Source organism: Kosakonia sacchari SP1 (assembly GCF_000300455.3).
Classification (GTDB): Bacteria; Pseudomonadota; Gammaproteobacteria; order Enterobacterales; family Enterobacteriaceae; genus Kosakonia; species Kosakonia sacchari.
On the sequence record NZ_CP007215.2, the window covers coordinates 1,792,964 to 1,818,923 of the forward strand.

General features: G+C 57.2%; 29 protein-coding genes and 1 riboswitch. Of the genes, 25 read left to right on the plus strand and 4 right to left on the minus strand.

From position 1 onward, the window contains the following. Window positions 1-110 precede the first annotated feature (110 nt). Complete coding sequence (tsuA, locus tag C813_RS31440; protein WP_025263557.1) at window positions 111-1,166, plus strand: thiosulfate utilization transporter TsuA/YeeE; 1,056 nt, start codon at window positions 111-113, stop codon at window positions 1,164-1,166. Window positions 1,167-1,181: 15 nt separating this feature from the next. Further along, window positions 1,182-1,409, plus strand: a complete 228-nt coding sequence (gene tsuB, locus C813_RS31445; protein WP_017458447.1) for a thiosulfate utilization sulfurtransferase TsuB/YeeD — start codon at window positions 1,182-1,184, stop codon at window positions 1,407-1,409. A gap of 32 nt (window positions 1,410-1,441) precedes the next feature. Here tsuB and sbcB read toward each other — a convergent pair whose 3' ends face one another. Next, the gene (gene sbcB, locus C813_RS31450) at window positions 1,442-2,866 is read right to left on the minus strand and encodes an exodeoxyribonuclease I (RefSeq protein ID WP_017458446.1); all 1,425 of its coding nucleotides are present in this window, start codon (window positions 2,864-2,866) and stop codon (window positions 1,442-1,444) included. A 210-nt stretch (window positions 2,867-3,076) separates the two neighbouring features. Here sbcB and dacD point away from each other — a divergent pair, with 210 nt between their 5' ends. The 4 genes from dacD to C813_RS31470 all read left to right on the plus strand — a co-directional run bounded on the left by dacD (window position 3,077) and on the right by C813_RS31470 (window position 6,519). Further along, a complete protein-coding gene (gene dacD, locus C813_RS31455; RefSeq protein WP_017458445.1) occupies window positions 3,077-4,237 on the plus strand; it encodes a serine-type D-Ala-D-Ala carboxypeptidase DacD in 1,161 nt (386 codons plus the stop codon). 121 nt (window positions 4,238-4,358) lie between these two features. Then, window positions 4,359-4,832 (plus strand): DNA gyrase inhibitor SbmC, encoded by a 474-nt coding sequence (gene sbmC, locus C813_RS31460; protein WP_017458444.1) that lies wholly within the window; start codon window positions 4,359-4,361, stop codon window positions 4,830-4,832. A gap of 126 nt (window positions 4,833-4,958) precedes the next feature. Further along, entirely contained in the window at window positions 4,959-6,017 is a 1,059-nt protein-coding gene (locus C813_RS31465) for an FUSC family protein (RefSeq protein WP_017458443.1), read from the plus strand. Between the two features lie 166 nt (window positions 6,018-6,183). Continuing rightward, the gene (locus C813_RS31470; RefSeq protein WP_017458442.1) at window positions 6,184-6,519 is read left to right on the plus strand and encodes a DUF496 family protein; all 336 of its coding nucleotides are present in this window, start codon (window positions 6,184-6,186) and stop codon (window positions 6,517-6,519) included. 35 nt (window positions 6,520-6,554) lie between these two features. Here the strand turns inward: C813_RS31470 and C813_RS31475 are convergent, their stop codons facing one another. After that, window positions 6,555-7,415: a GHMP family kinase ATP-binding protein gene (locus tag C813_RS31475; RefSeq protein ID WP_017458441.1), complete on the minus strand. Its 861-nt coding sequence runs from the start codon at window positions 7,413-7,415 to the stop codon at window positions 6,555-6,557. Beyond that, complete coding sequence (locus tag C813_RS47140) at window positions 7,351-7,884, minus strand: hypothetical protein (RefSeq protein ID WP_148661078.1); 534 nt, start codon at window positions 7,882-7,884, stop codon at window positions 7,351-7,353. Before C813_RS47140 ends, C813_RS31475 begins: the two co-directional genes overlap by 65 nt. After that, window positions 7,869-8,049: riboswitch (cobalamin riboswitch) on the plus strand. Its footprint overlaps the gene before it by 16 nt. Before the next feature lie 99 nt (window positions 8,050-8,148). On the opposite strand from C813_RS47140, the gene C813_RS31480 reads away from it, so the two are divergent. The 16 genes from C813_RS31480 to cobT all read left to right on the plus strand — a co-directional run bounded on the left by C813_RS31480 (window position 8,149) and on the right by cobT (window position 22,317). Then, complete coding sequence (locus C813_RS31480; RefSeq protein WP_017458440.1) at window positions 8,149-9,528, plus strand: cobyrinate a,c-diamide synthase; 1,380 nt, start codon at window positions 8,149-8,151, stop codon at window positions 9,526-9,528. Further along, complete coding sequence (cbiB, locus tag C813_RS31485; RefSeq protein ID WP_017458439.1) at window positions 9,525-10,481, plus strand: adenosylcobinamide-phosphate synthase CbiB; 957 nt, start codon at window positions 9,525-9,527, stop codon at window positions 10,479-10,481. The genes C813_RS31480 and cbiB overlap by 4 nt, the downstream gene beginning before the upstream one ends. An 11-nt stretch (window positions 10,482-10,492) precedes the next feature. Then, window positions 10,493-11,125, plus strand: a complete 633-nt coding sequence (locus tag C813_RS31490) for a cobalt-precorrin-8 methylmutase (RefSeq protein WP_017458438.1) — start codon at window positions 10,493-10,495, stop codon at window positions 11,123-11,125. Further along, entirely contained in the window at window positions 11,122-12,261 is a 1,140-nt protein-coding gene (cbiD, locus tag C813_RS31495) for a cobalt-precorrin-5B (C(1))-methyltransferase CbiD (protein WP_017458437.1), read from the plus strand. Before C813_RS31490 ends, cbiD begins: the two co-directional genes overlap by 4 nt. After that, on the plus strand, window positions 12,255-12,860 hold the full coding sequence (cbiE, locus tag C813_RS31500) for a precorrin-6y C5,15-methyltransferase (decarboxylating) subunit CbiE (protein WP_017458436.1): 606 nt from the start codon (window positions 12,255-12,257) through the stop codon (window positions 12,858-12,860). Before cbiD ends, cbiE begins: the two co-directional genes overlap by 7 nt. After that, on the plus strand, window positions 12,850-13,419 hold the full coding sequence (locus tag C813_RS31505) for a decarboxylating cobalt-precorrin-6B (C(15))-methyltransferase (protein ID WP_017458435.1): 570 nt from the start codon (window positions 12,850-12,852) through the stop codon (window positions 13,417-13,419). The genes cbiE and C813_RS31505 overlap by 11 nt, the downstream gene beginning before the upstream one ends. Beyond that, the gene (locus tag C813_RS31510) at window positions 13,412-14,185 is read left to right on the plus strand and encodes a cobalt-precorrin-4 methyltransferase (RefSeq protein ID WP_017458434.1); all 774 of its coding nucleotides are present in this window, start codon (window positions 13,412-13,414) and stop codon (window positions 14,183-14,185) included. The genes C813_RS31505 and C813_RS31510 overlap by 8 nt, the downstream gene beginning before the upstream one ends. Next, window positions 14,166-15,221 (plus strand): cobalt-precorrin 5A hydrolase, encoded by a 1,056-nt coding sequence (cbiG, locus tag C813_RS31515; protein WP_017458433.1) that lies wholly within the window; start codon window positions 14,166-14,168, stop codon window positions 15,219-15,221. Before C813_RS31510 ends, cbiG begins: the two co-directional genes overlap by 20 nt. After that, the gene (locus tag C813_RS31520) at window positions 15,221-15,946 is read left to right on the plus strand and encodes a precorrin-3B C(17)-methyltransferase (protein WP_017458432.1); all 726 of its coding nucleotides are present in this window, start codon (window positions 15,221-15,223) and stop codon (window positions 15,944-15,946) included. Before cbiG ends, C813_RS31520 begins: the two co-directional genes overlap by 1 nt. Then, window positions 15,943-16,728 (plus strand): cobalt-precorrin-6A reductase, encoded by a 786-nt coding sequence (locus C813_RS31525; protein ID WP_017458431.1) that lies wholly within the window; start codon window positions 15,943-15,945, stop codon window positions 16,726-16,728. Before C813_RS31520 ends, C813_RS31525 begins: the two co-directional genes overlap by 4 nt. Before the next feature lie 10 nt (window positions 16,729-16,738). Then, window positions 16,739-17,533 (plus strand): sirohydrochlorin cobaltochelatase, encoded by a 795-nt coding sequence (cbiK, locus tag C813_RS31530; RefSeq protein WP_017458430.1) that lies wholly within the window; start codon window positions 16,739-16,741, stop codon window positions 17,531-17,533. After that, window positions 17,530-18,240, plus strand: a complete 711-nt coding sequence (locus C813_RS31535) for a cobalt-factor II C(20)-methyltransferase (RefSeq protein ID WP_017458429.1) — start codon at window positions 17,530-17,532, stop codon at window positions 18,238-18,240. The genes cbiK and C813_RS31535 overlap by 4 nt, the downstream gene beginning before the upstream one ends. Before the next feature lie 191 nt (window positions 18,241-18,431). Continuing rightward, complete coding sequence (locus C813_RS31540; RefSeq protein ID WP_017458428.1) at window positions 18,432-19,955, plus strand: cobyric acid synthase; 1,524 nt, start codon at window positions 18,432-18,434, stop codon at window positions 19,953-19,955. Further along, window positions 19,949-20,494 carry a bifunctional adenosylcobinamide kinase/adenosylcobinamide-phosphate guanylyltransferase gene (gene cobU / locus C813_RS31545; protein WP_017458427.1) on the plus strand — a complete coding sequence of 182 codons (546 nt, stop codon included), beginning with the start codon at window positions 19,949-19,951 and terminating at the stop codon, window positions 20,492-20,494. Before C813_RS31540 ends, cobU begins: the two co-directional genes overlap by 7 nt. Further along, window positions 20,491-21,231, plus strand: a complete 741-nt coding sequence (gene cobS, locus C813_RS31550; RefSeq protein ID WP_017458426.1) for an adenosylcobinamide-GDP ribazoletransferase — start codon at window positions 20,491-20,493, stop codon at window positions 21,229-21,231. The genes cobU and cobS overlap by 4 nt, the downstream gene beginning before the upstream one ends. A 27-nt stretch (window positions 21,232-21,258) precedes the next feature. Next, complete coding sequence (cobT, locus tag C813_RS31555) at window positions 21,259-22,317, plus strand: nicotinate-nucleotide--dimethylbenzimidazole phosphoribosyltransferase (RefSeq protein WP_025263558.1); 1,059 nt, start codon at window positions 21,259-21,261, stop codon at window positions 22,315-22,317. A gap of 37 nt (window positions 22,318-22,354) precedes the next feature. Here the strand turns inward: cobT and C813_RS31560 are convergent, their stop codons facing one another. After that, window positions 22,355-22,666: an ArsR/SmtB family transcription factor gene (locus tag C813_RS31560; protein WP_017458424.1), complete on the minus strand. Its 312-nt coding sequence runs from the start codon at window positions 22,664-22,666 to the stop codon at window positions 22,355-22,357. A 237-nt stretch (window positions 22,667-22,903) separates the two neighbouring features. Between C813_RS31560 and fusA the strand changes: the two genes are divergently transcribed. From fusA to C813_RS31575, 3 genes are all read left to right on the plus strand, one after another. After that, window positions 22,904-25,006, plus strand: a complete 2,103-nt coding sequence (fusA, locus tag C813_RS31565) for an elongation factor G (protein WP_017458423.1) — start codon at window positions 22,904-22,906, stop codon at window positions 25,004-25,006. Window positions 25,007-25,224: 218 nt separating this feature from the next. After that, on the plus strand, window positions 25,225-25,578 hold the full coding sequence (locus tag C813_RS31570) for a type II toxin-antitoxin system RelE/ParE family toxin (protein WP_025263559.1): 354 nt from the start codon (window positions 25,225-25,227) through the stop codon (window positions 25,576-25,578). A gap of 4 nt (window positions 25,579-25,582) precedes the next feature. After that, window positions 25,583-25,885 (plus strand): helix-turn-helix domain-containing protein, encoded by a 303-nt coding sequence (locus tag C813_RS31575; RefSeq protein WP_017458421.1) that lies wholly within the window; start codon window positions 25,583-25,585, stop codon window positions 25,883-25,885. Window positions 25,886-25,960 lie beyond the last annotated feature (75 nt).

Genomic DNA, 25,960 nt, shown 5'->3' on the forward strand with positions numbered 1-25,960 from the left:
TACCTTCCTATTAATAACCTGGCGAACTAAGTTAGATAATTTCGTTATTGGTTCCCGCCATGCTGCGCGTGGAAAATTCACGATCTGGTTTTTCTGACGTAGCTACCGTTATGTTTTCAATGATATTGAGTGGATTGATTTGCGGCGCACTGCTGGGGTTTGTGATGCAGCGTGGGCGCTTCTGCCTGACCGGCGGATTTCGCGATATGTATATCGCCAAAAATAACCGGATGTTTTATGCCCTGTTGATTGCCATCGCCATTCAAAGTGTCGGTGTCTTTGCCTTAATTCAGAGCGGAGCGCTGCAATACAATGCCGGGACGTTCCCGTGGCTCGGCACTGTTGTTGGCGGTTATATTTTCGGACTGGGGATTGTCTATGCTGGCGGTTGCGCGACAGGCACATGGTACCGTGCAGGGGAAGGGCTGATCGGGAGCTGGGTTGCGCTGTTTACCTATATGGTGATGAGCGCGATTATGCGTTCCCCACATGCAGACGGCATTAACAGCCTACTGAAAACCTACAGCACCGAACATAACTCGATTGCCGAAACCTTCGGTGTCTCTGTCTGGCCCTTCATCGCCTTGCTGCTTGCCGTCACGCTGTGGGTGGTCGTCAGAGAGTTGCGTAAACCGAAGCTGAAGATTGCGTCATTACCGCCGCGTCGCACCGGGCTTGCGCACCTGCTGTTTGAAAAGCGCTGGCATCCTTTTGTCACTGCGATACTTATCGGTCTTATCGCACTGCTGGCCTGGCCGCTCAGTGAAGCGACTGGCCGCATGTTTGGCCTCGGCATTACCTCACCCACCGCCAACATCTTACAGTTTCTGGTCGCGGGGCAGAGTAAGTTCCTCAACTGGGGCGTCTTCCTGGTGCTGGGCATTTTCCTGGGATCGTTGATTGCCGCTAAAGCCAGCCGTGAATTCCGCGTACGCGCGGCGGATGCACAAACCACGCTGCGCAGCGGGTTTGGCGGCCTGCTGATGGGCGTGGGAGCCAGTATGGCTGGCGGCTGTTCGATTGGTAATGGTCTGGTGATGACCGCGATGATGACCTGGCAGGGCTGGGTCGGGCTGGTGTTTATGATCCTTGGCGTATGGACGGCGTCATGGTTTTTATATGTTCGTCCGCAGCGCAAAGCGAAACTGGCGGCGGCTGCGGCTTAACTGACAGGAGCTGTTATGGCTGTAAAAAAACTGGATGTGGTAACGCAGGTTTGCCCGTTTCCTCTGATAGAAGCAAAAGCGGCGCTGGCGGAGATGGCCAGCGGCGATGAACTGATTATTGAGTTCGATTGCACCCAAGCGACGGAAGCTATTCCGCAATGGGCGGCGGAAGAGGGCCACACTATTACGGATTATCAACAGGTTGGCGACGCCGCCTGGAGTATTACCGTGCAGAAGGCGTAAGCCGATGCCCTCCCGTTACCGGGAGGGCGCTCTCAGACAATCTCTTCGGCGTACTGCCACAGCGCTTTCAACAGCGCCTGCTTTTCACTATCCCCTTCATACTGCTGGAACAATGCCTGGAGCGTTTCGGCGTACTGTTGTAGAAACTCCGGCGTAAGGACATTGCGGCGATGCGTCAGCCAGCGCTGCTGTTCCTGCTCATCCAGCGTGCCGGGGAAGTTACGCGCCCGGTAGTTAAACAGCAGTTTTTCAATGCGCGCATCGGCAAAGGTGATGTCCAGCGCGGGCAGGTTACGCGGCTCGGTTTCCAGCAAAATTTTCATCGCGGCGCGGTCAGCATCGCTGAAAAAGCCATTGTAGATTTGTGCGTCAACGTTATCGGAAGGGACAAACGGTTCCGCCTCGGCAAAAATCGATAATACTTTCTCGCGCACTTGCGGGTTATCGCGCAGGATTTGCAGATTATCCAGACACTGCTGGCGGTTAATGCCCAGCCGCCCGGCATCCTGCGGACGCAGTGTATTGGCCTGCGCAAGTATCGGGCACTTATTCAGATGCACCAGTTTGACCGGTACCGCTGCGTTGTCGCCGAGTTCCGCTTTCGGTGTATACAGCCTTTCGCGCAGCGCATTGGTATCCAGTTCCAGCAGCGGCGACATATCTCCCGCCAGATCCACCATAATCACCGCGTTACGGTTTTCCGGGTGCCAGGCCAGAGGGGCCACCCAACTGGTGTTACCGCGCCAGGCGCCAAACATCCCGGAGACATGCACCAGTGGTTTCATTTGTGGCACATCAATCAGCGTCGCCAGCTTCTGCTTATGGCGATGGCTGAACAGGTAGTCGAACAACTTCGGCTGCTTCGCTTTCACCAGTTGCGCCATGGCGATAGTGGCGTAAACATCCGCCATTGCATCGTGGGCGTTGGCATGTTCAATGCCGTTGGCTTTTGTCAGGTGTTCAAGACGGAAACTCGGCAGACCATCCTCGTTTTCCGGCCAGTTAATCCCGTCCGGGCGCAGGGCGTAGCAGGCGCGCATAACGTCCAGCAGATCCCAGCGTGAATTATGGTTCTGCCAGCTCCAGGCATAAGGATCGTAGAAGTTGCGGTAGAAAATATTGCGCGTCACTTCGTCATCAAAACGCACATTGTTGTAACCGAGAACACAGGTATTTGGCACGGTGAACAGATCGTGAATGCGTTTGGCGAAAGCCGCTTCATTCTCGCCTTTGGCGCGGGCAATTTGCGGGGTGATACCGGTTATCAGCACCGCTTCCGGCTGCGGCAGATAGTCGTCCGCCGGTTTGCAGTAGAAGACTTCCGGTTCGCCAATGATGTTGAAATCCGCGTCGGTGCGAATCGCGGCGAACTGCGCCGGGCGATCCAGCGCCGGGCTGGTACCGAAAGTTTCATAATCGTGAAAGAGAAAAGTGGGTGTTGCGGCGGAATCAGACACCAGATGCTCATCCTGTCAGTAAATATGCCCTTTATGGTAAACCATCCCGGCGCTTGTGCCGAAGGAAAACCGGTCATTCTTCCGCAGACCGTCGCAAAAACAGGCGCTTAAAATCGATCTGTGTCACACTTTTTTGCAATTTAACCAGGTAACGACACACGAAGTTCCGTACAAAGAACGACGATTTTAGATGCTATTGAGGATATTTCATTGAAACGCCGTTTGTTTGCTGCTTCTTTGCTGGCGATTTGCGTGAACCACGCTTACGCCGACGACTTACCTTTTGCCCCTCAGCCCCCGGCAATTCAGGCTGGCTCCTGGGTATTGATGGATTACACCACCGGGCAAATCTTAACGGCGGGCAATGAACATCAACAACGTAACCCGGCGAGTCTGACCAAACTGATGACCGGCTACGTGGTTGACCGCGCCATCGATAGCCACCGCATCAGCGCGGATGATGTTGTCACCGTCGGAAAAGACGCCTGGGCAAAAGGAAACCCGGTGTTTGATGGTTCTTCACTGATGTTTCTCAAACCGGGCGATCGCCTGACGGTGCGCGACTTAAGCCGCGGTTTGATTGTTGATTCCGGTAACGATGCCTGCGTGGCACTGGCGGATCATGTGGCGGGCGGGCAACCGCAGTTTGTCGCCATGATGAATGATTACGTCCAGAAGCTGAATCTGCGCGATACCCATTTTGAAACTGTACACGGGCTGGATGCGCCGGGCCAGCACAGCTCTGCGTATGATTTGGCGGTGCTCTCGCGCGCCATCATTCATGGCGAACCGGATTTCTACCATATGTACAGTGAAAAAAGCCTGACGTGGAACGGCATTACCCAGCAAAACCGCAACGGTTTGTTATGGGATAAGACGCTGAACGTTGACGGGCTGAAAACCGGTCATACCTCTGGCGCAGGCTTTAACCTGATTGCCTCAAGCGTGGACGGAGAGCGTCGCCTGATTGCGGTGGTCATGGGGGCAGACAGCCCAAAAGGACGTGAAGATCAGGCGCGTAAGCTGCTGCACTGGGGCCAGCAAAACTTTAATACCGTGGAAATTTTGCGTAACGGTAAAAAAGTGGGCAGCGAGCGTGTGTGGTATGGCGATAAAGAGCAGGTTGATGTCGGCACCGATCAGGATTACTGGCTGGTGCTGCCGAAAGCGGAACTGCAAAACGTAAAAGCCAAGTATGTACTGGACAGCAAAGAGCTGGATGCGCCGCTGGCTGCGCATCAGCGCGTGGGGGAAATCCAGCTTTATGATCGCGATAAAGTGATCGCGCACTGGCCGCTGGTTACGCTGGATAGCGTCGGCAAAGGCGGCTTGTTCTCGCGTCTGAGCGATTACCTCCACCATAAAAGCTGACACCGTCAAGCGTCGGCAGGAAGGCATGCGAGTTTGCTCGCATAATTGAGCGGTGGCAGATGGCAGACACAGGTCTGCCCGTTATACTGTATGTTCGAACAGTAACACTAAGGGAGTTAGTATGAGCTACACAGTCAAGCAGTGTGAAAAACGCCGTATCGCCGGGTTTCATCTGGTCGGGCCGTGGGACGAGAAAGTTAAACAGGGATTTGCACAGCTGTCGATGTGGGTTGATAACAAGCAGATCCAGCCGCTGGAGTGGATTTGCGTTTATTACGACAACCCGGATGAAGTGCCTGCAGAGAAATTGCGGGCGGATGTGGCGATCACCGTTGACGCTGCGTTTCAGGTGCCAGCCAACAGCGAAGGGGTGATGACCACCGAGGTTCCGGGCGGCCAGTACGCGGTGGCGCAGGCGCGGGTTTACAACGAAGAGTTTGCAGCCAGTTGGGATCGCTTTTTTGATGAGTTGCTCACCGATCAGGCATTACAAATTGCGGCCGGCCCCTGTTTCGAAATCTATCGTAACGATGGGCAGCGCGACGGTTACTGGGAGATTGAGATGTATATTCCGGTAGAGTCTAAAGTGCTGTAAGCCGTAAATGCATGCAAAGGGACGTCAGGATCAAACTGGCGTCTCTTTTTTGTTTTAAAAGGTGATATCTGCCACTGAAAAATCCTACAATTGCGCCTCTTTTTATTTCTAGCCCGGAGAACGACCGTGCGCCGCGACAAATCACTCAGCCCTTTTGAAATTCGTCTTTACCGTAATTATCGCGTCGTGCACGGCGTGCGCATTGCCCTGGCCTTTGTTCTGACTTTCCTGCTGATCCGCCTGCTGGACGTGCCAGAAGGCACCTGGCCTTTAATCACGCTGGTGGTATTAATGGGGCCAATTTCCTTTTGGGGGAATGTTGTCCCGCGCGCTTTTGAGCGTATCGGCGGCACTATCTTCGGGGCCGCACTGGGGCTGGTGGCGTTAAGGCTGGAGCTGATTTCTTTGCCGGTGATGCTGGTGTGGTGTGCCGTTGCGATATTTTTATGCGGCTGGCTGGCGCTCGGTAAAAAACCGTATCAGGCGATCATTATCGGCGTGACCCTTTGCGTGGTGGTGGGAGCCCCGACGGGGGATATGCAAACCGCGTTGTGGCGCAGCGGCGACGTCATTATTGGTTCGCTATTGGCCATGTTGTTCACCGGCATCTGGCCGCAGCGTGCTTTTTTGCACTGGCGCATTTTGATGGCGAATTATGTCACGGCGTTTAACCGTGTCTATCAGGCGGGTTTATCACGCAATCTGGTGGAGCGGCCGCGTCTGGAAAAGCACCTGCAAAAAATTCTCAATGACGTGGTAAAAATGCGCGGCTTAATCACGCCGGCCAGTAAAGAGACTCATATCCAGAAAGCGATTTTTGAAGCTATCCAGACCGTCAGCCGTAATTTAGTGTGCATGCTGGAGCTGCAGATCAATGCCCACTGGAGCTCGCGCGCCAGCCATTTTGTCATGATCAATGCCAATACGTTGCGTGAAACGCAGCAGATGACGCAGCAGACGTTGCTGACCATTGCCCACGCATTGTATGAAGGCAACCCGCAGCCGATTCTGGCAAATACGGAAAAGCTCAATGAGATTGTCATAGAGTTACGCCAGTTAAGCCGCGAGCATCAGGGTGATGCGCTGGCAGAAACGTCGATTCATGGTTATGTCTGGTTAAGCCTGGAGCTGGCGCGTCAGCTGGAATTGTTATCGCATTTGATCTGCCGGGCATTGCGCAAATAAGCGGCAGATAGCCGCTGTACACAGTCTGGTTGTTTCGATTCAGCTGGATTTGTGGTTATGATAGGGAAAAGGAAAAATTATTGTCATATGCAACCGCTTTGGGTAGGTTTGCCTTTAAGCTTGTTGCGTTAACGAATCCGAATCTCACATTATCAGGGGTGTAAAAATGGAAACAACCAAGCCTTCGTTCCAGGACGTTCTGGAGTTTGTGCGTCTGTTCCGCCGCAAAAACAAGTTGCAGCGTGAAATTCAGGACGTTGAGAAGAAGATCCGTGATAACCAGAAGCGCGTACTGCTGCTGGATAACCTCAGCGATTACATCAAACCTGGCATGAGCGTTGAAGCCATTCAGGGCATTATCGCCAGCATGAAAACCGACTACGAAGATCGCGTAGATGATTACATCATCAAAAACGCCGAGCTGTCGAAAGAGCGTCGCGACATCTCCAAAAAGCTGAAAACCATGGGCGAACTGAAGTCGGTTGAAGCGAAAACCGAATAATGCCTCGCGGTGAGAGGTTCGCCTCTCACCCTTATTTATTTCACGCCGCCCGCCACCATCTTCAACAAATAATTTTTCGGCCAGTGCGCCGCCAGCTCACTCTTCGTTAAAAACCGGCAAACCGCTTCCACATCATGACGTTCCGCATCAAGAAACAGACCCACCACGCTCCCGCTGTGCGCCACGTTCAGACCGTATAAATCGAACCGCTCCACCAGATTGAGCAGAGTATTGAAAGCAGGTTTCGGCAATAGCGCCTGGCTGGCTATCGCGCTAAGCGTTGCGGCCTGGCCGAGCAGCGCGGCATCTTTTTGCGCGCATGCGCGCTGTAGCGTTTGCCACGCGCTGTCCAGTATTTCCGCATTGTCCAGCAGCGCCTGCTGGCGCGCCATCCGGTGATAATCTGCGGTCGTCAGCGTCAGCGGGCTTTCCAGTAGCAGGATCTCGGTGTGCGGCAGCGCGCCACAGGGAATGCGCATTGCGGCCGTGTTGTGGTCAAACAGCGTCAGGCCTGAAAACAGCGTGCTGTCGGTCGGCTCCAGCGCCACGCAAAGCTTCGCCAGCGTCTCTTCATCCAATGGTTGATTGAGGTGTCGGGCTGCTGCCACGGCTGTCGCTGCGATATCGGCGGTGCTGCTGGCCATGCCTTTCGCTACCGGAATCGTCGAGAGGCACTCGATACGCAGTGTTGATGAGAGTGACGCGGGGAGTTGCCAGTGCACCAGCAGTTGCCTGAGCATCGCGCGGGTGAGCGGGCGTTCATTGGCAAGCGGCGTACCGGTGGTGACTTCCACGTGGCTGTACCACGCCACCGGGCAGGAGACCAGCTTTTCACCGCCGAGGATCCAGCCCTGGATAATTTCGCCGCAGGATGCGGGACATGCTGCCTGCGCCACGGTGCTTCCCCATAAAAATAAAACCGGATAGTGTCACTTCATCCGCGTGAATGCCAGCGTTAACCACTGCCGGTATATATCCATCCGGGCACGAAGAATACCTTGTTATTGCTATTCGCAGATGGCTTTTCCCCTCGGCAGGTAAGGATTTTCGCAAGCCCGATACGGCACAACGTTTTTCGTCAGCGTTATTACGTGGTTCCATCACTATTTCGTTTACCGCCTGAAACGGTTTTGAATTACCCGCGCAGCGTTGAGTAAATTCCGGCGCTAAAAATCGTTTGGCAAAACCTGAGTAAATAAGGTGTTGATAAAAGCGGGTGCGCAATACATTGTCATAGCGCAACAAACTCGCGTTTACGCGACGATAAACTGCTTCAGTTTTATTTCCCTGCGGCAATCCAGTGCGCTTTGGGGAAATGTCATGAGAACGCGAGCCCTGTTTTCGCGTCGTGACGTAATAAGCCAACAGGTTTTGCCGCCGCTTTTTGCGCGGCTGGGAAGGGGGTGGAAATCCCCGCAGCCCCCGCTGCTGTGATGCTGACAACCCCGAAAACGCCACTGATCGCCAGATCGGGAAGGACGGGCGAGGATGACGCTAAGCCAGAAGACCGACCTGATGGGTCATTATCAACAACTTCGGTGGGAAGTGGGTTGCTCAGAAGCGTACGGTCGCAAGACCGGGCAAACGCGCGCCTGACTTCAGCTTTCCACCCGTAATGGGGTGTCAGCAATGTCAAACAGGCGCAGCGCCTTTCTCCTCGCCGGAACCGGCAGCGGCTGTGGGAAAACCACCGTCACGCTGGGGCTGCTCACTGTTTTTAAGCGCCGTGGCTTATGCGTTCAGCCGTTCAAAGTCGGCCCGGATTACCTCGACACCGCCTGGCATAGCACCGTTTCTGGCGTTGCCTCCCGCAATCTCGACAGTTTTATGCTGCCGGAACCCACGCTAAACGCGCTTTTTTGCGAACATGTTGCTGACTGCGATGTCGCCGTTATTGAAGGCGTGATGGGATTGTTCGACGGCTACGGCACCGACCCCGATTATTGCAGCAGCGCCGCGCTGGCAAAACAGCTCGGTGTTGCGGTGATTTTACTCGTTGACGGCAAAGCGGTGTCGACCTCCATTGCCGCCACGGTGATGGGTTTTCAGCACTTTGATCCACAACTGCCGATTGCTGGCGTTATCGTTAACCGGGTCAACAGCGACAGCCATTTTCAATTACTCAAACACGCCATTGAACGCTATTGCGCACTCCCGGTGCTGGGTTATGTCCCGACCACGCCAGGTGTTGCGCTACCGGAGCGCCACCTCGGCCTGGTGACCGCGCGTGAATCAATGATGGAAGCTTCGTCGTGGCATGATTTTGCCGGGCGTCTGGAGCACACCCTTGATATTGACCAACTGCTCACACTCAGCCAGCTCACCACCCTGTCCGCAGGGCAAATGCCGCCATTGCCGGAGGCCGTTGCAGGCACAGGCCTGACGCTGGCATTAGCTTTTGATGAAGCCTTTAATTTTTACTACCCCGATAACCTCGATTTACTGGAACGTGCAGGTGTTCACATTGTGCGCTTTAGCCCGCTGCGGGATCGCCAGTTGCCGGATTGCCAGATGCTGTGGCTGGGTGGCGGTTACCCGGAGTTGCATGCGCGGGCGTTATCAGAAAATACCCCAATGCTGGAGGCTATCCGCGCGGCGCATCGGCGCGATGTGGCGATCTACGCCGAGTGTGGAGGGCTGATGTATCTCGGCACCGCGCTGCGTGACGCGGACGGCGACGAATGGCCGATGGCGAATGTGATCCCCGGTCTTAGCGTGATGGGCAACAAACTGACCCGCTTTGGCTACTGCGAAGCCCGCGCCACGCAACAGACCTTACTGGCAGCGGCGGGTGAAACCCTGCGCGGTCACGAATTTCACTACTCGGATTTCACCGCACAAACGGCGGCGGTGCTTGACTGCCATAAAACCCGCGACGGCGAAGTGCTGAAACGCTGGCAGGGTGGCTGGCAGGTTGGCAACACGTTCGCCAGCTACCTGCATCTGCATTTCGCCCAACGCCCGCAAATGCTCAACCACTGGTTTGCCGCCGCAAGGAGTGCGCAATGACACTGCTTGCCTGGGCTGTGGCCTTTTTACTCGATCGGTTGCTGGGCGACCCGCCGCACTGGCCGCATCCGGTGCGCTGGATTGGTGCGCTGATTAACTTACTGCAAAGCATCGTGCGGCGTTATTGCCATAGCGATAACGCGCTGCGAACTGGTGGTGGCGTGATGTGGCTGGCGGTGGTTGGGGGGAGCTGGAGTCTGGCCTGGGGCGTACTGGTGCTGGCGAACGCCATTCACCCGTGGCTCGGCTGGTGCGTTGAGGTGTGGATGATTTTCACCACGCTCGCCACCCGTTGCCTGGCGGACATGGCGCGGGAAGTCGAAAAGCCGCTGCGCGCCGGATTACTTTCCCAAAGCCGCGAAAAACTCTCATGGATCGTCGGGCGCGATACCCGCCAGTTGCAGCCACCGCAAATCACCCGCGCGGTGGTGGAAACGGTCGCCGAGAACACCGTCGATGGGGTAATTGCGCCGTTGTTCTTTTTGCTGCTCGGCGGTGCGCCACTGGCGATGGCCTACAAAGCGGTCAATACGCTGGATTCGATGGTCGGCTACAAACATGAAAAGTACCGCGCCATTGGCATGGTCAGTGCCCGGCTGGATGATGTCGCCAATTTTATCCCGGCACGCCTGAGCTGGCTGTTGCTGAGCATCGCCGCCTGGTGTTGCCGCCAGGATGCCCGCGCCGCGCTACGTATTGGTTTTCGTGACCGGAACAATCACAGCAGCCCGAACTGCGCCTGGCCGGAAGGCACCGTGGCGGGTGCGCTCGGCGTGCGCCTTGGCGGGCCAAACAACTACTTCGGCGAACGTGTCGACAAACCCTGGATTGGCGATGACACCCGCGCCATTGACGTGGATGACATCGGGCGAACCATCCGGATGATGTGGCTGGCTTCGACGCTGGCGCTGGCGCTGTTTGCGCTGGTGCGTTTTGTGTGGATGGGAGCCTGAGGATGGAAAAGATGGATTATTTGCAGCAACCGCAGGCTATTGAAGCCAAAAGTTTTGTCATTATCAGCGACATCATCAAAGAGACACGTCCCGATTACCGCTTTGCCAGCCCGCTGCAGGAAGCGGTGATCAAACGGGTCATTCATACCACAGCCGATTTTGACTGGCTCGATATCTTATGGTTCTCCGCTGATGCGCTGGAAAGCCTGTGTGCTGCGATTAAACAGGGCTGCACGCTCTACACCGATACCACCATGGCCCTTTCCGGCATCAACAAAACGCTGCTGGCGCAGTTCGGCGGCGAAGTGCGGTGCTATATCTCCGATCCGCGCGTGGTGCGCCGCGCTAAAGCTGACGGCATCACCCGTTCAATGGCGGCGGTTGACCTGGCGCTGGGGGAAGAGGGTGGCAAAGTGTTTGTCTTCGGCAATGCACCCACTGCGCTGTTTCGCCTGCTGGAACATAACACGCCGGTGAACGGCGTGGTCGGCGTGCCGGTCGGGTTTGTCGGCGCGGCAGAATCGAAAGCGGCGCTGGTGGCGAGCGGTTTACCGGCTATTGCCGCTCGCGGGCGCAAAGGCGGTAGCAACGTGGCGGCGGCGATCGTTAACGCGCTGCTTTACAGCCTGCGGGAGGCGCAATGAGCGAACAGGCGTTCGACGACCCGGTGTGGCACAACGGCAAAGCGCTGCGCAAAGGCTATACCACCGGCTCCTGCGCGACGGCGGCGGCGAAAGTGGCAGCACTGATGGTGCTGCGCCAGCACCTTATTCACCAGGTATCGATTGTCACGCCATCGGGTGTCACGCTGCGCCTGAACGTCGAATGCCCGCATGTGGAGGGGCTTCAGGCTGTCGCCGCGATTCGCAAGGACGGCGGCGATGATGTCGATGCCACGCACGGCATGCTGATTTTTGCCCGCGTCACGCTCAATGATGAGGGGAAGATAACCCTGCGCGGTGGCGAAGGCATCGGCACGGTGACCCGTAAAGGCATTGGTCTGGCGGTGGGAGACGCGGCCATCAACCGCACGCCGCGTCAGACTATCGAAGCCGCCGTGCGCGACGTGATTGGTCCGACGCGCGGCTCCGAGGTGGAAATTTTTGCCCCGGAAGGGGAAGCGCGGGCAAAGAAAACCTACAACGGCAGGCTCGGCATTGTTGGCGGCATTTCAATTATTGGCACCACCGGCATTGTCACACCGATGTCGGAAGAGAGCTGGAAACGCTCGCTGGCGCTGGAGCTGGAATTAAAACGCGCCGCCGGGATGGAGCGCGTGATCCTGGTGCCCGGCAACCACGGCGAACGTTTTGTTCGCGAACATCTGGGCGTATCTGGCGAACTTGTGGTCATCATGAGTAATTTTGTCGGCTACATGCTGGAAGAGGCGGTGCGCCTCGGTTTCCGGCATATTGTGCTGGTCGGTCACCCCGGTAAGCTGGTGAAAATCGCCGCCGGGATCTTTCACACCCACAGCCACATTGCCGATGCGCGCATGGAAACGCTGGTAGCACATCTGGCGCTGCTCGGCGCGCCGCACGCACTGCTGCTGGCGGTGAGCGAATGCGACACCACCGAAGCGGCAATGGAACACATTGACGCCGCAGGGTTCAGCCACCTTTACGCTCACCTGGCAACCCGCATCTGCCAGCGTATCGAACAAATGCTGCGCTTTACGAACAACCCGCCGCAGTGCGATGCCGTGCTGTTCTCCTTTGATAACAACGTGCTGGGCGCGAACCGTTCCGTTGAAGCAATTGCAAGGGATCTCAGATGTTGACCGTTGCCGGAATGGGGCCGGGCAACCTGGCACTGATGACGCCGCAGGCGCAGGAGGCGGTGGCGCAGGCTGACGTGCTGGTCGGGGGGAAACGCCACCTGGCACAGTTCCCCGATTTTAGCGGGCAACGGCGGGCGCTGGATGCCGACATTCCTGCTTTGCTGACGTGGCTGGAAAAACAGAGCGTGCGCAATGTCGTGGTGCTGGCCTCCGGCGATCCCTTGTTTTACGGCATCGGCACACGGCTGGTGGCGCATTTTGGCATCGAACAGTTGCGCATTATTCCCGGTATCAGCGCCGCGCAGTACCTCTGCTCGCGTACCGGTATTGATATGAACGATATCTGGCTGACCAGCAGCCACGGGCGCGATGTCGATTTCGATGCCCTGGCGCGCGCCAGCAAAGTCGCGATGGTGACCGATGCCTGCTGCGGGCCAAAAGCCATTGCCGACGCGCTGATTTCGCGCGGGGCAGAAAAGCGCTGGCTGGTGATCGGCGAAAATCTCGGTATGAACAACGAACGTATCCACTGGCTGCGCCCTGCGGATGTGCAGGCGCATTACGAAATGAATGTGGTGGTGATCCTCAATGAACGATGAGCGGTTTATTCGCGGTGAAAAGGTGCCGATGACCAAAGAGGCCGTGCGCGCAGCAGCGCTGTCAAAGCTGGCGCTGCACGATGCCCGCCACCTGATCGATATCGGCGCGGGCACCGGCAGTGTGAGCATCGAAGCGGCGCTGGCGCACCCGCAGTTGCAGGTCACGGCGATTGAACGCAACCCGGCAGCGCTCGGGCTGCTGGAAGAGAATTGTCAGCGCTTTGCTTGCCGCAATATCACCCTGGTTCCCGGCGTTGCGCCGCTGTTTATTGGGCAGCCTGCGGACGCGGTGTTTATGGGCGGCAGCGGCGGCAATCTGACGAAACTTATCGACTGGTCGCTGGCGCAGCTTAACCCCGGTGGGCGGCTGGTGATGACCTTTATTCTGCAGGAAAACCTCAGTACCGCACTGGCGCACCTGGTCGATTGCCCCGTCACTGCACTGGATTGCCAGCAACTTCAGGTTTCCCAACTGACCCCGCTTGGCAGCGGTCACTACTTTAAGGCGCACAATCCCGTTTTTTTGATTTCCTGTGAAAAGGAGCAACACCATGGCTGACCACACGGATGCACAAACTGTCTGGTTTGTGGGCGCTGGACCGGGCGATAAGGAGCTAATCACGCTGAAAGGGTATCGCCTGTTGCAGCAGGCTCAGGTGGTGATTTACGCCGGTTCACTGATTAATACCGAACTGCTGGAATACTGCCCGCCAGACGCGCAATGCCACGACAGCGCAGAACTGCATCTTGAGCAAATCATCGACCTGATGGAAGCCGGGGTGAAGGCCGGAAAAGTGGTAGTGCGCTTGCAAACCGGCGACGTTTCGCTGTATGGCTCGGTGCGCGAACAGGGGGAAGTGTTAACCTGCCGTGGCATTCGCTGGCAGGTTGTACCCGGCGTCAGCGCTTTTCTGGGGGCGGCGGCGGAGCTGGGCGTGGAGTATACCGTGCCGGAGGTGTCGCAAAGCCTGATCATCACCCGCCTCGAAGGACGCACGCCGGTGCCGGAGCGCGAACAACTGGAGGCATTCGCCAGCCACCAGACCTCGATGGCGATTTACCTCTCGATACAACGCATCCACCGCGTGGCGGAACGTTTAATCGAAGGCGGCTACCCGCAGACCACGCCCGTGGCGGTTGTGTACAAAGCGACCTGGCCGGAAAGCCAGACGGTGCGCGGCACGCTGGCGGATATTGCTGACAAAGTACGCGATGCCGGGATCCGCAAAACCGCGCTGATCCTCGTGGGCGCCTTTCTGGGCGAAGAGTTCCACTACTCGCGGCTTTACGCCGCGGATTTTAGCCATGAATACCGCAAAGCCTGACTCGATAGCGCTGTTTTGCCTGACGCCTGGCGGTGTGGCGCTGGCGGCGCGGCTGCAATCTGCGTTGCCTATGACCTGTTTTACCAGCGAGAAACTGCTCACGGCGGGATTTCAGCCCTTTGAGGGTAGTTTTGCAAAGAGTCTGCGCGAGGCATTTTGCCACTTTTCCGCGGTGATTTTTATCGGCGCAACCGGCATTGCCGTGCGCGTTATCGCCCCGCTGGTGAATGACAAGTTTAACGATCCGGCGGTGATCGTCATTGATGAGCGCGGGCAGCATGTCATCAGCCTGCTTTCCGGGCATTGCGGCGGTGCGAATGCGCTGGCGCGTTACCTGGCGGCAGTGCTGGACGCCGATCCGGTGATCACCACCGCGACAGACGTGAACGATCTGGCGGCGCTCGACATGCTGGCCATGCAACTGGATGCGCGAATGCAGGATTTCCGCGCAGCGGTAAAAACCATCAATCAGATGCTGGTTAGCGGTAAACGCGTTGGCCTGTGGTGCGAAGTGGCGATGTGCGAGGACGTGGCGCGCTGCGACACGCGCGGTTTTATCGCGGTCGAGCGCCTTGATGCGTTACCGGAACTCGATGGCGTCGTGTGTGTAACCACGCAAGCGGCGCTGCCAGCACTGCCGTTGCCTGTTTTCAAACTGGTGCCGAAGCGCATCGTGGCGGGGATGGGCTGTCGCCGCGATACGCCGCTTACGCGGCTGCTGGCGCTGTTGCAACACCAGTTGCAGGCGAACGACATCGACCCGCTGGCACTGCGCGCAATTGGCAGCATCACCTTAAAGCAGGATGAAAAAGGGCTGATCCAACTGGCACAACGCCTGGGCGTGCCGTTTGACGTTTTTACGGCTGAGGCATTGCGACAGCACGAACACCATTTTCCCGTCTCAGAATTTGTCCGCCACACCGCCGGGGTCGGGAGCGTCTCCGGCCCGGTGGCATGGCTGATGAGCCATGGGCAACTGATTGGCGAAACCCTGCGTGAGCAGGGCGTGACTATTACTTTGGGAGTTTCACACTGATGTTAACGGTAATCGGGATTGGCCCCGGCTCACAGGCAATGATGACCATGGAAGCCGTTGAAGCGCTGCAGGCGGCGGAAATTGTGGTCGGTTACAAAACCTATACCCATCTGGTGAAAGCCTTTACCGGCGATAAACAGGTGATCAAAACCGGCATGTGCAAAGAGATCGAACGCTGCCAGGCGGCGATTGAGCTGGCGCAGGCTGGACATAACGTGGCGCTGATCAGCAGCGGTGACGCCGGGATCTACGGCATGGCCGGGCTGGTGCTTGAGCTGGTGAACAAGCAGCAACTGGATGTGGACGTCCGTCTGGTGCCGGGCATGACCGCCAGCATTGCCGCCGCCGCGCTGCTCGGCGCGCCGCTGATGCATGATTTTTGCCATATCAGCTTAAGCGACCTGATGACGCCGTGGCCGGTGATTGAAAAGCGCATTGTCGCAGCGGGCGAAGCGGATTTCGTGATTTGCTTCTACAACCCGCGCAGCCGGGGGCGCGAAGGCCATCTGGCACGCGCGTTTGAACTGCTCGCGGCCAGCAAACGCGCCGATACGCCGGTCGGCGTGGTGAAATCCGCCGGGCGTAAGAAAGAGGAAAAATGGCTGACCACGCTCGGCGAGATGGATTTTGAACCCGTCGATATGACCAGCCTGGTGATTGTCGGCAACCGTGCTACCTATGTGCAAAACGGCCTGATGATCACACCCCGGGGCTACACCCTGTGACCGCCGGGGAGGTATTGGTTATCGGCGGCACCAGCGATGCGCGGCAAATTTGCCAGCAACTGGACGACGCCAATGTGCGCTACACGTTGTCTGTGGCGACGCCGACCGGCCAGCAACTGGCGGGGAATATTCGCGGCCAGGTGCGCTGCGGGCGTCTGGAGATGGGGGATATGGTCGCGTGGCTGCAACACCACGGTACGCGCTGGGTCATTGATGCTTCGCACCCGTATGCCGATGTGGTGAGCCGCAATATCGCTGCGGCCTGCGTGCAGGCGCAGGTGCTGCTCAGCCGTTATCAACGCCCGGAGCAGTTACCGGATTTAACCCATCCGTTGCTGTTTTATGTCGCCACGCTGGAAGAGGCCTGCGCCAAAGCCCGCGAACTGGGCGAGCGTATTTTGCTGACTACTGGCAGTAAAGATCTGGCGCGCTGGCGCCAGGGCTTGCCGGACAAAACCTTGCTGGCACGCGTGCTCCCTGTGCCGGAGGTGGTGGCGCAATGCGCGGAGCTGGGTTTTGGCGTCGGCGATATTTTCGCGCTCTGCGGCCCGTTCAGCGCCGGGTTTAACGCCGCGTTTTATCGCCAGTACCGGGTGGAGGTGATGATCACCAAAGCCTCCGGCGCAGAAGGCGGTTATCTGGAAAAAGTACAGCCCGCGCTGGATGCCGACATCCCATGCATCGTCATTGCCCGCCCGCAACCTGCGGTGAGCGGGGAAGAGTTACTCGACAGTCAGGATGCCTTCGCCAGACGGTTGCGGCGCTGGCTGGCGGCACAGTGAGGAGAACAGAATGAAAAAAGCCCTTCTGGTGGTGAGTTTTGGCACCAGCTATCACGATACCTGCGAGAAAAACATTGTTGCCTGCGAGCGCGAGTTGGCGGCCAGTTGCCCGGATCGCACCCTGTTTCGCGCGTTCACCTCCGGCATGATCATTCGCAAGCTCAGGCAGCGCGATAATCTGCACATAGATACTCCGCTGGAGGCGTTGCAAAAGCTGGCGGAACAGGGTTATCAGGATGTGGCAATCCAGTCGCTGCACATTATTAACGGCGACGAATATGAAAAAATTGTTCACGAAGTGCAAATGATGCGCCCGCTGTTTAAACGGCTGGTGATTGGTGCGCCGTTGCTCAGCAGCCATGAAGATTACCTGCATCTGATGCAGGCGCTCTCGCGCCAGATGCCGATAGTCGCCCCGGATGAACGCGTGGTGTTTATGGGCCACGGCGCCAGCCACCATGCTTTTGCCGCGTATGCGTGCCTTGATCATATGATGGCGGCGCATCGCTTCCCGGCGCGCGTCGGCGCGGTGGAAAGCTACCCGGAAATCGACGTGGTGATCGACAGTTTGCGCCATGAAGGGGTGAAAGCCGTGCACCTGATGCCGCTGATGCTGGTGGCGGGCGATCACGCGATTAATGACATGGCTTCCGATGACGACGATTCGTGGAAAACGCAGTTTGAACGCGTCGGTATCTCTGCCACGCCGTGGCTGCAAGGCCTGGGTGAAAATGCTGATATCCGTGCGATGTTTGTCCAGCATTTGCAGCAGGCGCTTGAACAAGCGCTGGAGGTGGCGGCATGAGCGGGAAACTCTTCGCATTGAGTACGGGTCCCGGCGCTGCGGATCTTATCACCGTGCGCGGTGCGCGCATTCTCGGAACGCTGGATGTGCTGTATGCCCCGGCGGGGCGCAAAGGCGGCGACAGCCTGGCGCTGTCGATTGTGCGCGAGTACCTCGGTGAACAGACCGAAGTGCGCTGTTGCCACTTCCCGATGAGCGCCGACAGCGCGGAAAAAGAGGCTGTATGGGATGAAGTTGCTGCTGCGCTGGAGGCTGAAGTGCAGGCCGGTAAGCAGGTCGGTTTTATTACGCTTGGCGACGCCATGTTGTTCAGCACCTGGGTGTTTTTGCTGCAGCGCCTGCAATACCCGCAAAATCTGGAGATTATTCCCGGCGTCACCTCGTTTGCCGCTATTGCCGCGCGGACACAAACACCGCTGGCGATGGAACAACAGTCGCTGGCGGTGGTCTCCTGCACCGCGCCGGAAAGCGACATCCGCCAGGCACTGGCGCAGCACGACAGCCTGGTGTTGATGAAAGTCTATGGCCGTTTCGCGCGGATCAAAGCGCTGCTTACGCAAGCGGGGTTGCTCGATCATGCGCTGATGATGGCGGAAGCCACGCTGCCGGGAGAACAATGCTGGCGGCGGCTGAGCGAGGTGAGCGACGATCAGCCGCTGCCCTATTTTTCGACCATTCTGGTGAATAAACAGTGGGAGAAGGCATAACAGCGCCCTGATGTGCGAGGGCTACCGGTGTTCATCCGCGAGGTTAAGTTGAGTGTGCCGATAATGGAGCAATCATCATATTATCGTCAGCCATGACATTGCTTTATTCTACATGGCTTGTGAGAAGTAAAACGGCACGGCGGGCAGGAGTGCCGCTGTGCAAACAGGGCGACGCAGGTTAAGGAGGCGTCATGACGCAGGCCATTATGCTGCAGGGCACCGCATCGGACGTGGGCAAAAGCGTGCTGGTGGCGGGGCTGTGCCGTATTTTTCATCAGGACGGGCTAAAAACCGCGCCGTTTAAATCGCAGAATATGGCGCTTAACTCTGGTATCACCGCAAGCGGCCATGAAATGGGGCGCGCGCAGATATTTCAGGCGGAAGCAGCGGGTATCCAGCCGGATGTGCGTATGAACCCGGTACTGCTCAAACCAACCAGCGATCGCAAAGCGCAAGTGGTGCTGATGGGTAAAGTCGCGACCGATATGGACGCCGTGAGTTATCACGACTATAAACCGCGCCTGCGCGAGCAGATTATCCGCGTTTACCAGAGCCTGGCGCAGGAGTATGACGCGCTGGTGCTGGAGGGGGCGGGCAGCCCGGCGGAGATCAACCTGCGCGACCGGGATATCGTCAATATGGGCATGGCGGAGATGGCCGCCTGCCCAGTCATTCTGGTGGCCGATATCGACAGAGGTGGTGTTTTTGCCGCGATTTACGGCACGCTGGCGCTGCTGCAGGAACACGAACGCTGGCGGGTAAAAGGGGTGATCATCAATAAGTTTCGCGGCGATGTCGCGCTGCTCACCCCGGGAATTAAGCAGATAGAAGACTTAACCGGCGTACCGGTGATTGGCGTCATGCCGTGGCTGGAGGTCGACCTTGAGGATGAAGACGGGGTGGCGTTACAGCGCGGAAAATACGTGCGCACCGGCGAGCGGGCGCTGGATATCGCCGTGGTGCAACTCCCGCATATCTCTAATTTCACCGATTTCAACGCGCTCGCCGCTCAGCCCGACGTACGCGTTCATTACGTGCGCACGCCGGAGGAGCTGCATAGCGCCGATCTGCTAATCCTCCCTGGTAGTAAAAACACCCTTGGCGATCTCAATTGGTTGCGCGAAAGCGGGCTGGCGAAAGCTGTGCTGGAACGTCACTGCGCGGGTGTGCCGATTATTGGCGTCTGTGGTGGGTATCAAATGCTTGGCGAAACCATTATTGATGAGGTGGAGTCCGGGCTGGGTCAACAGCCAGGGCTGGGGTTGCTGGAGACGGTGACACGGTTTGCCCTAGATAAAACCACCACGCGGGTCGAGGCGAGTTTGCCGGAGACGCTCCCCGGCTGGCTGGCGTCGTGCGCCGGGCTAACGCTGCGCGGTTATGAAATTCATCTGGGTGAAACCACGCGCAGCAGCGGTTGCCAGCCGGCGTTGTGGCTACAAAAAGCGGGTCAGCGAGTGGCAGACGGCGCGGTCAGCAACGACGGTCTGGTGTTTGGCACCTATCTGCATGGCTTGTTCGATAGCGATGCCTTCACCCGCACATTGCTTAACGAGCTGCGCCAGCGTAAAGGGCTACCGCCGCTGGATGCGCGCGTTGATTATGCGCAGTACAAAGCGCAGCAGTTTGATATCCTCGCCGACGCCATGCGTCAGCATGTGGACATTGATCGTATTTATCAAATTATGCAGCAACATCAGGAGCAGGCATGTTAACCCTTGTTACCGGCGGTGCGCGCAGCGGCAAAAGCCGCCATGCCGAATCGCTGGTCGCGGACGCAAAAACAGTGCTCTATATCGCCACTTCGCAAATCTTTGATGATGAAATGGCAGCGCGTATTGAGCACCACCGGGCGGGACGCCCCAAAAACTGGCGCACCGAAGAGCGCTGGCAACAGTTGTCAGGCGTCATTACCCCGCATAACAACCCTGACGAAGCGGTATTGCTGGAGTGTATTACGACGCTTGTCACCAATCTGCTGTTTGCTTCTGGCGCGGGCGACGACCCGGATAACTGGGACTACGCGGCGCTGGAAGCGCAGGTTCAGCACGAGATTGAGCAATTGATTGCCGCCTGTGCGGCGTGCCCATCACCGGTGGTGCTGGTGACCAATGAAGTGGGCATGGGCATTGTGCCGGAAAACCGGCTGGCGCGGCATTTTCGCGATATCGCCGGGCGCGTCAACCAGCGGCTGGCGCAGGCGGCAGATCACGTCTGGCTGGTGGTGTCCGGAATTGGAGTCAAAATCAAATGATCAAATTGTTTTTCGCCACGCTCTCTTTTATCAGCCGTTTGCCGGTACCTGGTCGTTGTGTTCAGGGGCTGGATGTTGCGGATTATGTGCGCGGTATTGTGACATTTCCGCTGGTTGGCCTGCTGCTCGGGGCGCTTGGCGGTGTCGTCGTGCTGGTGTTACAAACCTGGTGCGGCGTTTCGCTGGCCGCGCTTTTTGGCGTGCTGGCGCTGGCATTGCTAACCGGCGGTTTTCATCTGGATGGTCTTGCGGACACCTGCGACGGTGTTTTTTCCGCGCGGCGGCGCGAACGGATGCTGGAGATCATGCGTGACAGCCGACTTGGCACCCACGGCGGCCTGGCGCTGGTGTTTGTGCTGGTCGCCAAAACCCTAGTTATCAGCGAGCTGCAACTGCGCGGTGTCAGCATGATTGCTGCGCTGGCGATGGCCTGCGCCGCCGGTCGTGGTTGCTCGGTGTTACTGATGTTCGGCCATCGCTATGCGCGCGAAGAGGGGCTGGGCAACCTGTTTATCGGTAAAGTTTCCGCCAGAGACACGCTGGTCACACTGGCAATCACGGCGTTGCTGGCGATTGCCATATTGGGCATGAAAGGGATTATTGCGCTGCTGGTGACGCTGGCAGCGATCTTCCTGCTGGGACACTTGCTTAAACGCACGCTGGGTGGGCAAACCGGCGACACGCTGGGTGCAGCAATTGAACTTGGCGAACTGGTATTTCTTCTGGCGCTACTCTGAACAGCCCGCAACATAACGAGAAACAATATGCAGACATTGACGACACTACTGGCAAGTATCCCGGCTCCCGATAACGTAGCGATGACGCAGGCGCAGCGTCATCTGGATGGTTTACTGAAGCCGGTTGGCAGCCTTGGCCGACTGGAAGCATTAGCGGTGCAACTGGCGGGAATGCCGGGGTTAAACGGCAAGCCGCTTAGCGGTGAGAAAGCCATTGTGGTGCTGTGCGCCGATCATGGCGTCTGGCATGAGGGCGTGGCGGTATCACCGCAGGTTGTCACCGCGATTCAGGCGGCAAACATGACGCAGGCGACGACGGGCGTTTGCGTACTGGCCGCGCAGGCTGGTGCGAAAGTACATGTGCTGGATGTCGGTATTGATGCCGATCCGATCCCGGGCCTGGTGAATATGAAAGTCGCGCGCGGCAGCGGCAATATCGCCACCGGCCCTGCGATGAGCCCAGAGCAAGCCGAAGCGTTGTTGTTGAAAACGATGCACTACACCCGAGAGCTGGCGGCGCAAGGCGTGAAGCTCTTCGGTGTCGGTGAACTTGGCATGGCCAACACCACACCAGCGGCGGCGATTGTCAGCGTGCTGACCGGCGAAGAGCCTGAACAGGTGGTTGGCATTGGCGCAAACCTGCCGGAAAGCCTGCTCGGACACAAAGCGCAGGTGGTACGTAAAGCGATTGCCGTCAACCAGCCCAACCCCGCCGATGGTCTTGAGGTGCTGGCAAAAGTCGGGGGTTACGATCTGCTGGGGATGACCGGCGTGATGCTCGGTGCGGCGTCCTGTGGTTTGCCGGTGGTGCTGGATGGTTTTCTTTCTTACGCGTCGGCGCTGGCGGCGTGCCGCATTGCGCCGCAGATCAAACCGTACCTGATCCCTTCGCATCTGTCGGCGGAAAAAGGAGCGCGCCTGGCGCTGGAACATCTGGGGCTGGAACCGTATCTCAATATGGGCATGCGTTTAGGTGAGGGGAGCGGGGCGGCGCTGGCGATGCAACTGGTCGATGCGGCTTGTGCTGTCTACAACAATATGGGCACGCTGGCGGCGAGCAATATCGTGTTGCCGGAAACGAAATAAGATCTTTTGGCCGGGTGTCGCTTCGCCTTGCCCGGCATTACCCCTCTTTTTGCATCGCTTGCAACAGCGTATCCAGCAATCCCGGAAAGCAGGCGTCGAGGTCTTCACGGCGCAGGGAGATCATATTTTCCCGACCCTGCGGGCGCTGCCAGACCACGCCGCTATCGCGCAGGACGCGCCAGTGGTGCGTCATCGTGGATTTCGCCACATCTTCCGGGCGCAGGGCGTTACAACTCAATTCGCTGCCGTCGGCAAGTCGTTTAATCATCGCCAGGCGCAGGGGATTACCAAGGGCAAAGAGCACATTTTCAAGGCGAAATTGCTCACGTTCGGGGTGGTTAGCGATCATAATCTTCCTGTGTCGGCGGTGGCTGTGCTGGAAAAGCAGCAGCCCGTATCGGCGGCTGGGCCGGTACTATACGCAAACTGCTTTGCGAAAGCCACGAGGTCAATCGTGGCTCAACCAATCGTAAGAATAGCAAAAATAGTTCGAATATACTCGTACAGTTGTACTATTATAGATGCCGTGAATGAATAGCGGCCAATTCCGGTCGCGAACTAACAGTCAAATGACTAAGGACGCATCATGCCCCGACCCATCCCCCTCGAACGTTATCGCAACATCGGTATCTCCGCGCATATCGATGCCGGTAAAACAACCACCACTGAGCGCATTCTGTTTTACACCGGGATGAGCCACAAGCTGGGTGAAGTACACGATGGCGCGGCAACAACCGACTGGATGGCGCAGGAGCAAGAGCGCGGCATTACCATTACGTCTGCGGCGGTAAGCTGCTTCTGGCCTGGTATGGACAGAGGGTTTGAGCCGCACCGCATTAACATTATCGACACCCCCGGGCACGTGGATTTCACCATTGAGGTGGAACGTTCCATGCGTGTGCTCGACGGCGCGGTAATGGTGTATGACTCCGTCGGTGGCGTGCAGCCGCAGTCCGAAACCGTGTGGCGTCAGGCTAATAAATACCACGTGCCGCGTCTCGCGTTCGTCAACAAGATGGACAGACCCGGCGCGGATTTTTTCCGCGTGGTGCAGATGATGATCGACCGCCTGAAAGCCAACCCGGTGCCGATTGTGATCCCGATTGGCGCGGAAGAGCACTTCACCGGCGTGGTGGATTTGATCAAAATGCGCGAAATCATCTGGGATGACGCGACGCAAGGCATGACTTTCAGCTATGGCCCGGTACCGGATGATCTGATGGCAACCGCGCTGGAGTGGCGCGAGAAAATGATCTCTGCGGCGGCAGAAGCCAGTGACGAGCTGATGGATAAATATCTGGAAACCGGATCGCTGGACGAAGCGGAAATTATTGCCGGCCTGCGCAAACGCACGGTTGCTGGCGAAATTCAGCCGATGCTGTGCGGCAGCGCCTTTAAAAATAAAGGCGTCCAGCGCATGCTCGACGCGGTGGTGGAGCTGATGCCGTCGCCGCTGGATATCCCTGCCATTCAGGGCGTGGATGAAAAAGGCCAACCAGCAGAGCGCCATGCGAATGACGACGAACCGTTTTCGGCGCTGGCGTTCAAACTGATGACCGACCCGTATGTTGGCCAGCTAACCTTTATCCGCGTCTATTCCGGCGTGCTGAAAAAAGGGGATGCGGTATACAACCCGGTGAAAGGTAAAAAAGAGCGTATCGGACGTATTGTGCAGATGCATGCCAACGATCGCCATGAAGTGGATGAGTTGCGCGCCGGCGATATCGCCGCCTGCGTTGGCCTGAAAGATGTCACCACTGGCGACACGTTAAGCGACCCGGATAAAGTGATCACCCTGGAGCGCATGGAGTTTCCTGAACCCGTAATTTCGCTCGCTATTGAGCCGAAAACCAAAGCGGATCAGGAGAAAATGGGCATCGCGTTGCAACGGCTGGCGTCGGAAGATCCCTCATTCCGTCTGCATACTGATGAGGAGTCCGGGCAGACGATTATTTCCGGGATGGGTGAGTTGCACCTGGAAATTATTGTCGACCGCATGAAACGTGAGTTTGGCGTGGAAGCGAATATCGGTCGCCCGCAGGTCACATACCGCGAAACTTTACGTAAAACCGTGAAGGATATCGAAGGTAAATTTGTACGCCAGTCCGGCGGTAAAGGTCAGTATGGTCATGTGGTGCTGACGCTTGAGCCGCTGGAGCCGGGGAGCGGCTTTGTATTTGAAGACGCCACCAAAGGCGGCGTGGTACCGCGCGAGTATATTCCTTCCGTGGAGAAAGGCTTGCGCGAAGCCATGAATAACGGCGTGCAGGCGGGTTATCCGGTGGTCGATGTGAAGGCAACCCTGACATTTGGTTCCTATCACGATGTCGACTCCTCGGAAATGGCCTTCCGCATGGCGGCGATCTTTGGTTTCAAAGAGGGCGCGCGCAAAGCGGATCCGGCAATCCTGGAGCCGATTATGCATGTGGAAGTGGAAACGCCGGAAGAGTACGCCGGGAACATTATGGGCGATCTCTCTTCCCGTCGCGGAATGGTGCAGGGCATGGAAGAGCGTTTCGGTAGCCAGATTATCCGTGCTGATGTGCCGCTGGCCGAAATGTTTGGCTACTCCACCACGCTGCGATCCATGTCGCAAGGCCGCGCGACCTACAGTATGGAGTTCCACCACTATGCGGAAGCGCCGCGCAACGTGGCGGATGACATCATCGCCAGCCGCAGCAAAGGCTAACACTGAAAGTGTTAAAACAAAAACCCCGCCTCGGCGGGGTTTTTTCTTGTATGAAGCCGGGTCGCAAAATTAATGCAACGTTGCATTTTGCGGCTGATATTCAGGAATCACGCTTCCATTACTTTCCCTCTGGGCATGCAGACACCGCCCGAACACCGCATTATTTGAATATAGAATTTGATCTATATAGTTTTTAGTCTATATTAATGAGGTGTGTTGTGTGGCAGATAATAATGACGCAGACGTTTGAAAAGTGGTTTGATGCACTGGGTGACAACGATCGCGCCAGTGTGCTGGCGGCGCTGATGGTGCTCCGGGTTAAAGGTCCACAGCTACCAAGACCTTACGCGGATACAGTAAAAGGCTCGCGTTATAACAATATGAAAGAGTTGCGCATACAAAGCCAGGGCGAACCGTTTCGGGTTTTCTATGCCTTCGATCCGCAGCGCGTGGGAATATTGCTTTGCGCTGGCAACAAGGCGAGCCATGAAAAACGTTTTTACGATGTGATGATCCAGATTGCAGATCTGGAGCTAACGCACCATCTGCACAAGATTAAAATCAAGGAGTAACACGATGAGCAAAACGCTGGAACAGCTAATTGCCGAACAAAAGACCGATGTCGTCACCGCTGCGCAGTCACTTGCGCAAGAGATGCTGCTCAACATCCACCTTGCCGAGCTGCGTGAGCGGGTACAAAAAACGCAGATCGAAATGGCGCAGGAGTTGGGGCTGAAACAACCGACGGTAGCGGTGATGGAAAAGCAGGGGCGGGACATTAAACTTTCCACGCTGAAGCGCTACGTGGAAGCGACAGGCAGCAAGCTACGCATTGATATTGAGCTGCCGGATGGCTCGCACTATGGCTTTGCGCTCTGACGCGATAACGTGCTGTAAAAAAGAGAAAACCCGCAAAGCAAACTATGATTAGCAAATACCCGTTGCGCCCGAGGA